The organism is Paenibacillus sp. FSL R5-0486 (genome assembly GCF_037975155.1).
In the GTDB taxonomy this organism is placed as follows: Bacteria; Bacillota; Bacilli; order Paenibacillales; family Paenibacillaceae; genus Paenibacillus; species Paenibacillus amylolyticus.
In genome coordinates this window covers 1,232,317-1,245,141 of record NZ_CP150237.1, presented here as the reverse complement: position 1 = coordinate 1,245,141, position 12,825 = coordinate 1,232,317, and the positions used below count along the sequence as shown (strand labels likewise).

Here is a 12,825-nt window from a genome sequence, read left to right as displayed (position 1 = left end):
CGATTATTTAAACTTGTATAATCCGCAAAGAGGGCCTTTCTCCGTTTAACGGAGAAAGGCCCTCTTTCTATTTATTCTATGTTGTTTCGAGGAGCAAATCCGTCTCCAAATTGCTCACTCATACGCGCTTGAACTTTGTAAGCTTCTTGCTGATTACGAGCTGTAGCGACCACATAAAAATTCTGGTCTGACGTCTGTCCTGCTCCGCCAAGATTCAGATTAATATTCTCCCATGCTGAATCAAACCAAATTAGTCCATGCCATAACGTTTCCAAGGGTTCACCTGATTTTAGATAATGAAGGTTTCCCATATGAATGCCTCCTTGGCTTTCCGCTACGTAGATAGTCATCATATCTCCAGTTGTTGTAAAATCTTTACCTTCGATTGTAATTCTGCCTTCGAACGTAGACTGACGAAATAGTGGACGGTACATCGTTCCTTCTACCTTAATTGCAGTCGATTCGGTAGTTTCCGGATCAACCTGTGCATAGGTTACAGCTTCATGTGTAACATTGACTTCTTTAGGAAACTTGTAAAAATAAGCGAATAGACCACCGCCAACCAGCAGTACGATCAACATAACCAGAATAGATGATTTATATGTCATTAGAACCTCCAGTTCACACCAATGGTCAATAAGTTAATCAGCACATCACTTATCTTACTTGAGAAGGAAACATTGGAGCTAGAGGAGAAATCATTTTAACCGTTTTATTCTCCACTCCCGTCAGATCAATTCTAGTTACATAGGAATTCCTTGGCTGGAAAGTATCTAAAAAAGCTGCCACTGCTAAAGAACCCGACAGATCTTATTCGGCCATTTGGGCCGAATTTTAAAATCTAACGAACCTCAGCATCGCTATTTAACTACATTTCAGTTGCCAAAGGGTTAAAACGGGCAAAACGCAACAAATAGCGCCACTACGATTCGTTATAATTCCAGTGATGCCTTATAAGGCTAAATAGGGACTCTCAGGTTCCTTAGCCCAGTTCCCGCAAGGCTATGCTACATTGTTTAAATTCTTTATCGCCGATACAGAACCCTGGTTCATTTCAAACGTTCCGGCTCATATCCATTTCTAACAAATAGAATGCTGTTCCATACAGCACAATAAGCGGCCACGGCGATGACACTAATGACAAAAATCAAGTTCATCTGTGTAAACGTATAACTGCTTCCCGTGAAAATGATCAGGATTGCACTGAGTCCAATATTTTCTCTGTTATGTTTTTTAAACTTCTGAAAGATCATTCTGTACAGCAATATCAATACCATAAATACAATCCATATAAAATAAAATATTTCCATAGGTCACCTTCCTTTCGAAAAACTCATTTCTTGTATGGGTATTTAAGAGGAGTATTGATTAATATCCTTAATTCCCTTTATATAGAAACCTATTAATATTACATGGATTTGGAAAATAACTCAATCATTGTGATGCATATTCTTGGAATCCTCTTATTCCTCGACGGTTAGCTGAGCAACAAGAACGCACCGATGTTTATTTACAGACACAAAAAAAGACTACCCCTGCCAATATTCCGGCACCGAATAGCCCTCTCTTCTTCCTCTATCAACTTATCTTAATTTATCATCTAGTATATTCGTAGCGCCACATTAACCCTTACACCAGCTTCTTACGAATATACCCCGAGATCAAGTCAATAATCGTGATCATCACGATAATACCCAGCAGGATTATACCTACTCGCGGCCAGTTCCGAGTACTTAACGCAAAGATCAGCGGTGTACCAATCCCCCCTGCTCCAATTACACCCAGTATAGTCGCGGAACGTACATTGATCTCAAAACGATACAATGTATAGTTCAGGAAGCCAGGCATAACCTGTGGCAGGATGGCAAACCACAACTGCTGCATACGATTGGCTCCGGAGGCAAGCAGCGCCTCGGATGGGCCGTAGTCGATATTTTCAACTTCATCTGCGTACAACTTGCCTAACATGCCGATGGAGTGCAACCCAAGGGCGAGTACCCCTGCGAACGATCCGGGGCCTACTGCCTTGATGAACAACAAGGCCATGATAATCTCAGGGAATGTGCGGATAAAGCTGAGTACCATTTTACCTGCACCCGAGATGGAACGATGCCCACTCATATTACGGGCAGACCAGAAGGCAAACGGAATACAGAGCACGGCCGAGATTACAGTACCCAGCACGGAAATCGCCAGCGTATCCAACAATCCCCGCAGCAGGTCTTCCCCCTCAGGCAAATATACAAAATCCCAGTCCGGTGAGAAAATCCCGGCTACAATAGCCTTCATAATCTGAGCGGCGGTTTCCTTGAAACCAGTAAACGGTACACCGGCAAGCGCCCAGACATACACAAGGATTAACAGTAACACAATGACCCAGCGTAGCGGGTTCTTCCGTGGTTTAGGCCGGATGCGGCTTATTTCATTTTTCATCATAGCAATTTCTCCCGCAGCTTAGTACTTACATAATCAATGACCAGAACGATGACGAGGGTAAACAGAATGATTACGCTGGTCTTGTCATACTCCAGGAACCCAAGTGTGGCCTCATAGTAGAGTCCAATCCCTCCGGCTCCCACCAGTCCCAGAATGGCAGCAGCACGTATATTAATTTCGAAGGCATACAGCACATAGGATGTGAACTGGGCAGCCAGTTGCGGCACCACGCCATATACAATGAGCTGAATCCGGTTCATACCAACAGCCGTCATCGCTTCCAGTGGCCCCTGATCAATGGTTTCCAGCGTCTCATACGTCAGCTTCGCGATCAGACCTATCGAGAACACAGCCAGTGCCAAGATTCCGGGGATTGGCCCCAAACCAAACACAGCAACGAACAAAGCAGCAAGCAACAGATCCGGCACGGTCCGAATCAGGTTCAACAGAAAGCGCGCCGGATAGTAGATCCAGCGACTTGGCATCAGGTTACCGGCACAGATAATCGAGACTGGAATCGCAATAATCGCACCAATGGTTGTCCCAATCAGGGCCATTCGAATCGTTTCAAGCATGCCTTGCACGATATTATCAAAGTAACTCCACCGGGGCGGGAACATCTCCTTCAGCAGATCCAGCATGTTGGGAAAACCTTCAAACAACTCCGTGAAGCTGGCATCCGTCTGCTTGGCACTGGCCCACAGAAGGAGCAGAATGATCACTAAGGTGAGCAAATGTTTCGTACGCCCAGGCGGTTTTGGGCGATTCACAACCTGAGCCGGGCTGGAACCAAGTTCCTTCCCCACTCCGCCTGAATTCTGAAGTGGAACGTTGGACTGCCCCTTCATACCACAACTTCTCCCTGCTCATGCACAGCCTGCTTGTCCAACAATTCGTCAGCCAGAATTGGTCTGCCGTAAATTTCTGCAAAGCGCTCATCCGTTGCCTCTTCTACCGGGCCGTCGAAGACCACCTCACCTGCTCGCAATCCGACAATACGGGTCGCATACTCTCTCGCCAGATCAATAAAGTGAAGATTGACGATCGTCGTAATCCCAAGGTCTTGATTGATGCGTTTCAGGTCATCCATGACCTGTTTTGTTGTAAGCGGGTCAAGTGAAGCAACCGGTTCGTCGGCCAGAATGATTTTTGCTTCCTGTGCCAGTACACGAGCAATAGCGACACGCTGTTGCTGTCCACCAGACAACTGATCTGCACGGGAATAAGCTTTCTCCGAAATATTCACACGATCCAGCGCAGTGAATGCCAGTTCAATATCCTCTTTTGGAAAACGACCCATAATGGTACGCATAGTGGAATGATATCCAACCCGTCCAGCGAGTACGTTACGTAGTACACTAGAGCGTTTCACCAGATTGAAGCTCTGAAAAATCATGCCGATGTCACGTCTGATCATGCGCAGCCGTTTGCCTTGTGCCTTCGTGATGGAACTTCCGTTAATCAGAATCTCGCCCTCACTAATGTCGTGCAGTCGGTTAATGGAGCGTAAGAGCGTTGATTTACCCGCACCGGACAGACCCACAACAGCAATGAATTCACCCTGCTTAAATTTCAGATTAATATTATCCAGGCCCTTGGTACCGTTAGCGTAAGTTTTGGTAACGTTATGAAGCTCAATCATGACAATATCCTTCTTTCATTCATAATGATCAACCATACATGAGTCCTTGCTGTAATGGCACAAGCCAGCGCAGCGTAGATCACGCTGAACTGGCCTGTCCATTGCTACGATTAAGCTGTTCCCATCCAAGAAAGCTACTACAAAGTGAACAGATCCCGAACTACTTTTAGATCAGAATTATTCACCTTTCACTTTTTCGCCATACTGACGAACGATCTCAAACTTGCTATCATCGGACTCTACATAACCTTCATGCGTATAGATTTCTTTGATGATCTGGTGACCTTCAGTATCTTTACCGATATCGATGAAGGCTTGTTTGATCTTCGCAGTCCAATCTGCATTCATGTCTGTACGAACGGCAATGGTATCGTTAGGAATAGGCTCAGTGAACGCCAGTACACGTGTATCTTCAAATACAGTCGGATAGTCTTTAGCTACCGTGTTGCGGGCATCTTGGAAAATAGCTGCTGCATCAACGTCACCGTTCAATACAGCGATAACACCTTGGTCATGACCTTTCAACGTTACAGGTGTTACATCTTTTAATGGATCAATGCCCCTGTCCAGCAACAGACCTGCTGGCCATACATAACCTGCGGAAGACGTTACGTTTTGGTAAGCGACTTTTTTACCTTTAAGGTCCTCGATGGATTGAATCGGAGAGTCTTTTTTTACAATGAACATGGATTTATAGGAATCCGCCAACTCTTCGGTTGGAGCACCTGTCTCATCATTTACACCGAAACGTTGTGCTTGCAAGATAACCTGCGCAGCGCCTTTTTCTTTAGCCAGTACATAAGCTGTCGGAGGCAAGAAACCTACGTCTACTTTGTTGGAAGCCATTGCTTCAATAATTGTGTTGTAGTCGGTGGATACGCTGACTTTTACCGGAATGCCCAGTTTGTCACCAAGCAACTTCTCCAGCGGTTTCGCTTTGGCTTCAAGCGTATCTGCGTTCTGGGAAGGAACAAATTGAACCGTCAGTTCAGTTGGCACATAACCTTCGACAGCTTTCTCTGTCTCTGCCGTAGACGTACCGGATGCATTCGAACTCGAATTATCCCCGTTAGCCGAACCTGTTGTACTACTGCTAGACCCACAAGCACTCAGAAACAGAACCAAAATCAACAATGGTAAAAATAAAGCAGACTTCTTCAAACGAACACCCTCCAAAGAGTTTCTATTTTTCAGTACTTATCTACTATAGTTGCCAAATATTAGCGCGATGTGAAACGAAATTTGGAGTTTTGTAAAGTTTCCTGTCAGGCTGTCAGCGCGACTTGTATCTGTTAGAATAGGCTCATTATGGTTGAAGATATAGGAAGAACATCGGAGATAACGGCGCATACTTCGGTTCTTCAAGCTATTCATTCTTCTCCGTTTTATAGTAATTCCATATATCTGAACTTATATATTAGAGGAGATTGTAAAATGACATCCACAAACCATACGGCAAGCTTCGATATTCTGTATACCAGTGATCTGCACGGGGCGATCCGTCCCATTCATTACAATACCAATGCCTACCGCCCGGCTGGGCTTGCCCTGCTGGCTTCCCTGATTCGGAAGGAACGTGAACGTTCACCTGAATTGATGCTGGTGGATAACGGGGATCTGCTGCAAGGATCACCCTTGGCCTCCTATGCAGCTTCACAGGTTTCCAAAAACGAGGTGCATCCATTCATAACGGTACTGAATGAACTCGGTTATGATGCTGCGGTGATGGGCAATCACGAGTTTAACTATGGTCAGAATCTGTTGCGCGGAGCAGTTGAAGCTTCCAATTTCCCTTGGCTGTCTGCCAATATTGTAAAAGGTGAGCAGCCAGACGTACCTGCCTTCGGTCCTCCGTATCTAATCAAAACATTGTCTACGGGTGTCAAAATTGCCCTCTTGGGCGCAACTACGCACTACATACCGAACTGGGAGCATCCAAAAAATATTGAGGGGTTACAGTTCCTTGATGCCTTGGAGACCATTCGTACATGGGTTAGCTATATACGCGATCATGAACAACCAGATGTAATGGTTGTGAGTTATCACGGTGGATTTGAGAGTGATCTGGAGACAGGCGAGCCCACCGAACGGTTAACTGGAGAAAATCAAGGCTATGCCATCTGCCGGGACATCGAAGGCATTGATGTGTTGCTTACCGGACATCAGCATCGTCAGCTTACCGCTAATATTCATGGTGTAACCGTCATTCAACCGGGATTCAGTGGAAATGGTGCGGGGCATGTATCCGTTCAGTTGGAACAATCATCGGGCGGCAAGTGGCAAATTACAGATAAGCAGGCTCGGTTGTTACTTCTGGATGAACATCATGAGGTTGAACCTGATGCAAGCGTCATGAAACTGACGGAAGAGCTGGAAACTGAGGCACAAGCATGGCTTGATCAACCCATTGGCGAGGTGGCTGGGGATTTATCCATCACCAATGCTACGGCTCTGCGACTCAAGGCACATCCATTCATTGCTTTTGTACATCAAGTGCAGATGGAAGCGACTGGAGCGCAGCTCTCCAATACCGCCATGCTGAGTGAAGAAGCTCGCGGTTTCGGGAGTCACATCACCGTTCGGGACGTGTTATCCAACTTCATCTATCCTAATACTCTGACGGTGCTGGAGTTGAGTGGTCAGGATATCCGGGAGGCACTGGAACAAACGGCACGTTACTTTGAAGTGAATGCTTCTGGTGAGGTGGCAGTTAATCCGGCTTATATGGAACCCAAACCTCAACATTATAATTACGATATGTGGGCTGGCATGGAATACGAGCTAGATATCTCCCAACCTGTTGGCAGTCGAGTTGTGAAGTTGGAACATGAAGGCCAGCCAATGGACATGAATGGCATGTACTCTGTGGTGATGAACAGCTACCGCGCTGCTGGCGGCGGGGATTATGCAATGTATCCGGGCAAAAAGGTACTGCACGAAGGTGCCACGGACATGGCCGCACTGGTGGAAGATTACATCCGCAGACACCAGCCGTTAACGGTGGAGCAGGCTAATAACTGGAAAGTTATCGGAAGTTAAATGAGAAAGAGCAGGTCCTGTGATCAGGATCTGCTCTTTTGTTTTCAACCTATTGCTTACTTGTTCTTGTTGAATTATCCTATCCTGTCCTGTCCCTTCATCCGACATATTGAAGGATTAACTGATATAATGCTATTGAAAATCCTAAGATACTCGCTTTCATTTTAGATGGATGATATCTTTCGCTACGAATCAAATAAAAGAAAACCAAAATAAACCCTGCGGGGATCCATAGCTCAAAGACACCATTTGTTGTACTTTGAGAATAAATTGGCGTAATGAACGTACTAATTAAAAAGTAAAAGAAAACCGTAAAACGTCTTGTTTCTAACTGCTTGCTCCACCTTACTAGAATGAAAATAATAATGATTGCGATAATAATAATGTGAACAGGGGGTAGAAGAATAGCAACATTCCCAAATTTGAATTCCATTCCGCATTGCCCTCCTCTCTTTTAATGCATCACATGACTGACTACAGGCATACGTGTAAAAATTCATTCTCATGCTTCAAAACCGCTGGCAACCGTCCAAAAACGGACCTATTCCAATATATCCTTATTTTAACATACAATCACAGTTCCGTTTTCCATTTTCCTTCAATTGAATATGCAAAAAGAGCAGAATTGAGGAGCATCGTGCCCTCATCCCTGCTCTTTTTACATACCTACAAGTTCTCTAATACATGTCCCATATTTTCCAAAATGACTATTGCGCCTTTTTACGCAGCTGACTGTAATACAGCTCTCTGTAGAAACCGCCTTGTTCCAGCAATGCATCATGCGAGCCTTGCTCCAGTAGTTGCCCATCCTTCAGCACCAGAATCCGGTCGGCCTGACGGATCGTGTTCAGCCTGTGGGCAATGACAAAGCTGGTACGACCTTGCATCAGGCGTTGCAACCCTTCCTGGATTTTAATCTCCGTAACAGTATCAATACTGCTCGTCGCTTCGTCCAGTACAAGTATGGATGGATCTGCCAAGATTGCCCGGGCAATGGCGAGTAGTTGCTTCTGCCCCTGACTAATGCCGCTCCCGTCGGCCTGGAGCACTTTGTCGTATCCATCCTTCATTCGCACAATGAAGGAATGGGCATTCGCCAGCCGGGAGGCTGCTTCCACCTCTTCATCCGTTGCGTCCAGACGCCCAAATCGAATATTTTCTCGAATCGTGCCCTGAAACAGAAATGAATCCTGAAGCACAAATGCCATATGTGACCGCAGATTCTCACGCCGAATGGTGGTCATATCGCGACCATCTACCGTTAATGTGCCACCTGTTGGATCATAGAAACGGGATAACAGCTGAATTAATGTTGTTTTCCCCGCTCCGGTCGGACCCACAAGGGCAATCATCTCCCCCGGTTTAGCTTCAAAGCTGATCTCATGCAAAATGTTACGTCCTTCATCGTATCCAAAGGATACTTTGTCGAAACGAACGGCTCCCTCTACCTTGTCCAGAGATATCGCTGCCCCTTCATCCTTCGCTTCCTCATCTTCGTCCAGCACCTCGAATACGCGCTCAGCCCCCGCAATCGCGGACAATAACGTATTCCACTGGTTCGCCAGATCATTCAGCGGACGGGTGAATTGACGGGCATATTCCACAAAGATAATAATCACCCCGACTGTAACCGAACCCTGAATCGCCAGAATACCACCGATGCCCGCCACAATCGCAAAGCTCAGGTTATTTAATCCATTCATCAGTTTCGGGATAAAGCCAGAGATCGTCTGTGCCCAGAAACCGGAAATCCGGATGCGGGTATTCCGTTCCTCAAAACCGCGAATCACTCGCTCCTCTTGGGAGAATGCCTTAATGATCCGCTGCCCGGATAAAGTCTCTTCGATGTAACCGTTAAGTTCACCGAGATTGCGCTGCCGCTCTTTGAAGAGCGGTCCCGTTCTGCGCGTAATCCAACGCATGCCGATGGCCATCAGAGGCACAACGATAAAGGTAAGCAGGGTCAGTAGCGGACTGAGCCAGAGCATAACCCCAAACGTTCCGAGCAGTGTTAATACACTCGAAAAAATCTGGATCGCCGAGCTGTTCAACGTACCGCTGACATTCTCGATATCATTGGTCACCCGGCTCATAATCTCCCCCTGCTGGCGTTTACCGAAGAATGGAATCGGTAATTTGTGCAGATGGGAGAACAGATCATACCGCATGCGGAACACGGTTTCCTGTGCAATTTCGATCATCCATATATTTTGTAACCAGGATGTAAGAGAGAACAAGACATACACTGCGGTTAATCCAATCAGAAACCGAGTCCAGCTTGCCCCGGCTTCGCCCGCGATGAAATCATCCACGGCCACCCCTACCATGTAAGGGCCAAGCAAAGCGAGTGCGGAACTGGCAAACACCATCAACAGTACCATGGACAGCTTAACCTTGCGCCGTGCCAGATAGGTCCAGATACGACCTAGCGTACCTGACCAGTTCTTCGCCCGTGCCTTGGGTTTACGACCACCACCTGATCGTAACGTCTCCGGATCAATCGGCGGTGGCGGCTGACGGAAAGGCTCAATGAATGCTTTGAACATGCTGTGCACCCTCCCCGTATTGTGATTCATGGATTCGACGATACAGCTCTGACGATTCCATCAGGTCTTCATGTTTTCCCTGTCCAATGAGTTGTCCATCATCAAGCAGCAGAATCAGGTCCGCCGAAGTGGTTGAACTGATCTTCTGGGTGATGATAAACGTGGTACACGACAATTCCTCCAGCGCATCGAGCAGTCTGCCTTCTGTAGCCACATCCAGCGCACTCGTGCTATCGTCCAGAATCAGAATTCTTGGTCTACGTACCAGTGCTCGTGCAATGGAAAGTCGCTGCTTCTGTCCACCGGAGAGATTCACTCCCCGTTGACCCAGCAATGTATCATAACCGTTTGGTAAATTCTCAATTGTTTCATGGATCTGCGCGCGCTTTGCGGCTTCCACGATCTCATCCAAGGTAGCATCTTCCTGACCCCAGGCAATATTCTCCCGGATGGAACCGGTAAACAGGACAACCTCCTGCGGTACATAACCAATCGCACCACGCAGCATGGACAGATCCAGCTCTGATGCATCGGCACCATCAATCCGTAACTTTCCTTGATCTTCTGTGTATAACCGCGGAATGAGCTGTACCAGCGAGGATTTGCCTGAGCCAGTTGCTCCCATAATGGCAATACGCTCCCCCGCTTTTGCCGTGAATGTGATGTTATCCAGTACTGTAATTTCACTATTCGGATAACTGAAGCCTACACTGCGGAATTCAACCGCTCCCTGCACAGCGCGCTGTTTCTTCGCCGGGTATACAGATTGCGGAAAATGCGAAGATTTCATAGATCCAGCAGATGGTGCAGACGTTGATATCGTCTGTTCAGTCTCCGACGTGTCCTCCGTATTAAACACTTCATTCAGCCGTTGCGCCGAAGCGCTTGCTCTGGAGAACGTCACCAGAATCCATGACAACGCAGACATGGCACCAATTGTGCGAAGCAGGTAGTTAATGACGGCGACCACTTCACCCACGGTTGCATTACCGGAGGCAATGTCGACTCGTCCAAACCATAACACGGCGATGATACAAACGTTCATCATAAGCAGCATGAACGGCATCGTGGTCTCCGTCAGGCGCAGCGCGGAAATGGTGCCTTTCATCAGCTTGCCGCTGAATCCGGCAAAGCGTTCAATCTCATGGCCCATCCGTACGAAAACACGGATCAGCCGAATGCCTGTCAGATTCTCCTGGATGACTCCATTGACGGCATCCAGTCTGCGCTGCACATTGCGGAACAGCAGCGCTGCCTTTTTGATCATCCACACTACAACAATGAGCAGTACAGGCACCATGACAACCAGCAGCAGACCCAACCTCGGGTTCACGATCACTGCCATAATCATGCTACCAATCACCACCAGGGGCACACGCGTCATGAAGCGCAGACTCATGAAGACGGTGTCCTGAACCTGGGTCACATCCCCCGTTAATCTGGTAATCAGGGACGACGTTGCGAACCGGTTAAAGACGGCATAAGAGAACGTTTGCACTTTCTCATACAACTTCTCCCGCAGATCGTATCCGAACCCCAGACTTGCATGGGATGCAAAGAACGAACTGGCAATTCCAGCAGCAAAAGCCACAACAGCACTGCCAACCAGCACACCGCCCCACAACCAGACGACAGAAAGGTCTCCCTGCTGAATCCCGTTATCAATGATCTTGGAGATCAGATAAGGCTGAGCCAGCTCCACCGCAAGCTCAATTAACATCATGACCAGGGCTGCAATCGCGGCAACTCGGTACTTCTTCAAGTAGTACAACAGCTTGATCATAAGCATTCCTCCGGCTCGGAGCACCCTAAACCGATAACACGTTCCAGCTCAGAGCCTCCATTAGACATGTTGTTTTCTCCACAGCGTCCAATATGTAATCATTTCTATGTACACATATGGTTATTATAGCGTATTTTACAATGCCGCTTCTATTCTTATTACCCTACTTTTCCCAATACAATAAACTTCTCTTCATTTTGGCAGTAAAAAAAGGAAGGTCTCCCTTCCCCGCGCTAGTTATGTGCTTACAGCTGACGTAGTTTTTCACTTAGATACTCCCGACGTTTCACCACATATTCGCGAATTCTTTCCGGTTCACCTGCAAATACGTCCATAGGCCATTTCATGTAAGGATCTTTGTAGATATCTTCACGAATCTCATTGTGCAATCGATGGACTAAAGGCATAATTCGCTTCTCTGTAAAAGCATTCATCAGATGCTGACGCATCAACTTCTTATATTGCTCACGGAAACTGCGGAATGCCAGCAATCGTCCGGTAAGTCTGTTATACCCCTGAATACGAACAAGATTGGGGTCAACTCGTGTTCCATAACAGTTCCTCCCCCAAGTACCCTCATAATCCCAAGGCAGGATGCCATATTTACCGCTTTTGATTTTCTCATACCATGTGTAATTCTGATGAAATCCATCGAAGTTCCCTGTAAGCACAGCTCCACTTAACCAGCGTAAATAATTGTCTGTATCCACCCTCGACTGTAAAAAACGTAACAATTCCAACCTGGACTTTGTGTTCAACTGCTGAATAAAATTACGTAGCCTTGTGCGATCCACATCTTTGCCACGAATTAAGCTGTATCCGGACAATAAATCGGTACTTGTTGAAGAGGATTCCGAATTCATCGTAAAACCAGCATGATCATTCACCGCATAGAAGATACTGCGCACAGGGATTTTCCTTTGGCGAAAAAAGAAGGATTTCACCCCTTCGATCCGCAGGTATACACCCAAAAGTTGCCCGTTCAGATAGAGTACGCAGTGTTGTGTAGACGGTGCGGGTACACGAATCGACTCAAAAAAACGAAAAGAAAGTGCATTGCGCAACAACGAAGGATCATCATACTCCGCATTAAAATGATACGTCCGGCTGGATGTACGAACCTCAAATGATTTTTTGGGATAACCGCGCGTATGTCCTCCACGGTATCGAAGCCGGATCGGAAACGGCTTGCCGTCCATCTGCATCGTGCTGTTCACAAACGTCTCTGACCATATATTGGACGTTAACTGTTGATATTCGGTTGGAGACAAGCTGATATGGTAGACAGGTAGAGCCATTTCCATCCGCCTTTCGAATACCTGTAAGATTCGCCCGTAGGCTCTTACACCATCCTATGCAGATGCACAGAAAGTCGTACG

General features: G+C 46.8%; 11 protein-coding genes. 1 reads left to right on the top strand and 10 read right to left on the bottom strand.

Translation table 11 applies throughout. From position 1 onward, the window contains the following. Positions 1-71: 71 nt before the first annotated feature. The 6 genes from MKY01_RS05535 to MKY01_RS05510 form a co-directional block, all read right to left on the bottom strand. The gene (locus MKY01_RS05535) at positions 72-608 is read right to left on the bottom strand and encodes a hypothetical protein (RefSeq protein ID WP_339285779.1); all 537 of its coding nucleotides are present in this window, start codon (positions 606-608) and stop codon (positions 72-74) included. A gap of 441 nt (positions 609-1,049) precedes the next feature. Then, on the bottom strand, positions 1,050-1,310 hold the full coding sequence (locus MKY01_RS05530) for a hypothetical protein (protein WP_076329415.1): 261 nt from the start codon (positions 1,308-1,310) through the stop codon (positions 1,050-1,052). Positions 1,311-1,629: 319 nt separating this feature from the next. After that, entirely contained in the window at positions 1,630-2,436 is an 807-nt protein-coding gene (gene phnE, locus MKY01_RS05525; RefSeq protein ID WP_339285777.1) for a phosphonate ABC transporter, permease protein PhnE, read from the bottom strand. Next, positions 2,433-3,284 carry a phosphonate ABC transporter, permease protein PhnE gene (gene phnE / locus MKY01_RS05520; protein ID WP_339285776.1) on the bottom strand — a complete coding sequence of 284 codons (852 nt, stop codon included), beginning with the start codon at positions 3,282-3,284 and terminating at the stop codon, positions 2,433-2,435. Before phnE (MKY01_RS05520) ends, phnE (MKY01_RS05525) begins: the two co-directional genes overlap by 4 nt. After that, positions 3,281-4,078, bottom strand: coding sequence for a phosphonate ABC transporter ATP-binding protein (gene phnC / locus MKY01_RS05515; protein ID WP_076253378.1), 798 nt, complete (start codon positions 4,076-4,078; stop codon positions 3,281-3,283). Before phnC ends, phnE (MKY01_RS05520) begins: the two co-directional genes overlap by 4 nt. Before the next feature lie 177 nt (positions 4,079-4,255). Continuing rightward, positions 4,256-5,239, bottom strand: a complete 984-nt coding sequence (locus MKY01_RS05510) for a phosphate/phosphite/phosphonate ABC transporter substrate-binding protein (RefSeq protein ID WP_036672542.1) — start codon at positions 5,237-5,239, stop codon at positions 4,256-4,258. Positions 5,240-5,512: 273 nt separating this feature from the next. Between MKY01_RS05510 and MKY01_RS05505 the strand changes: the two genes are divergently transcribed. Beyond that, positions 5,513-7,117 carry a bifunctional UDP-sugar hydrolase/5'-nucleotidase gene (locus MKY01_RS05505; RefSeq protein ID WP_282319251.1) on the top strand — a complete coding sequence of 535 codons (1,605 nt, stop codon included), beginning with the start codon at positions 5,513-5,515 and terminating at the stop codon, positions 7,115-7,117. A 97-nt stretch (positions 7,118-7,214) separates the two neighbouring features. Here MKY01_RS05505 and MKY01_RS05500 read toward each other — a convergent pair whose 3' ends face one another. The 4 genes from MKY01_RS05500 to MKY01_RS05485 form a co-directional block, all read right to left on the bottom strand. Continuing rightward, complete coding sequence (locus tag MKY01_RS05500) at positions 7,215-7,550, bottom strand: hypothetical protein (protein ID WP_282319252.1); 336 nt, start codon at positions 7,548-7,550, stop codon at positions 7,215-7,217. 274 nt (positions 7,551-7,824) lie between these two features. Next, positions 7,825-9,663, bottom strand: a complete 1,839-nt coding sequence (locus MKY01_RS05495) for an ABC transporter ATP-binding protein (protein WP_339285773.1) — start codon at positions 9,661-9,663, stop codon at positions 7,825-7,827. After that, a complete protein-coding gene (locus MKY01_RS05490) occupies positions 9,644-11,446 on the bottom strand; it encodes an ABC transporter ATP-binding protein (protein WP_339285771.1) in 1,803 nt (600 codons plus the stop codon). The genes MKY01_RS05495 and MKY01_RS05490 overlap by 20 nt, the downstream gene beginning before the upstream one ends. Before the next feature lie 245 nt (positions 11,447-11,691). After that, a complete protein-coding gene (locus MKY01_RS05485) occupies positions 11,692-12,744 on the bottom strand; it encodes a CotH kinase family protein (protein WP_282319255.1) in 1,053 nt (350 codons plus the stop codon). Positions 12,745-12,825 lie beyond the last annotated feature (81 nt).

Coding starts and splice junctions, on each gene's coding strand:
- MKY01_RS05535 (WP_339285779.1), bottom strand. CDS start 608: ATGACATATAAATCATCTATTCTGGTTATGTTGATCGTACTGCTGGTT.
- MKY01_RS05530 (WP_076329415.1), bottom strand. CDS start 1,310: ATGGAAATATTTTATTTTATATGGATTGTATTTATGGTATTGATATTG.
- phnE (WP_339285777.1), bottom strand. CDS start 2,436: ATGATGAAAAATGAAATAAGCCGCATCCGGCCTAAACCACGGAAGAAC.
- phnE (WP_339285776.1), bottom strand. CDS start 3,284: ATGAAGGGGCAGTCCAACGTTCCACTTCAGAATTCAGGCGGAGTGGGG.
- phnC (WP_076253378.1), bottom strand. CDS start 4,078: ATGATTGAGCTTCATAACGTTACCAAAACTTACGCTAACGGTACCAAG.
- MKY01_RS05505 (WP_282319251.1), top strand. CDS start 5,513: ATGACATCCACAAACCATACGGCAAGCTTCGATATTCTGTATACCAGT.
- MKY01_RS05500 (WP_282319252.1), bottom strand. CDS start 7,550: ATGGAATTCAAATTTGGGAATGTTGCTATTCTTCTACCCCCTGTTCAC.
- MKY01_RS05495 (WP_339285773.1), bottom strand. CDS start 9,663: ATGTTCAAAGCATTCATTGAGCCTTTCCGTCAGCCGCCACCGCCGATT.
- MKY01_RS05490 (WP_339285771.1), bottom strand. CDS start 11,446: ATGATCAAGCTGTTGTACTACTTGAAGAAGTACCGAGTTGCCGCGATT.
- MKY01_RS05485 (WP_282319255.1), bottom strand. CDS start 12,744: ATGGCTCTACCTGTCTACCATATCAGCTTGTCTCCAACCGAATATCAA.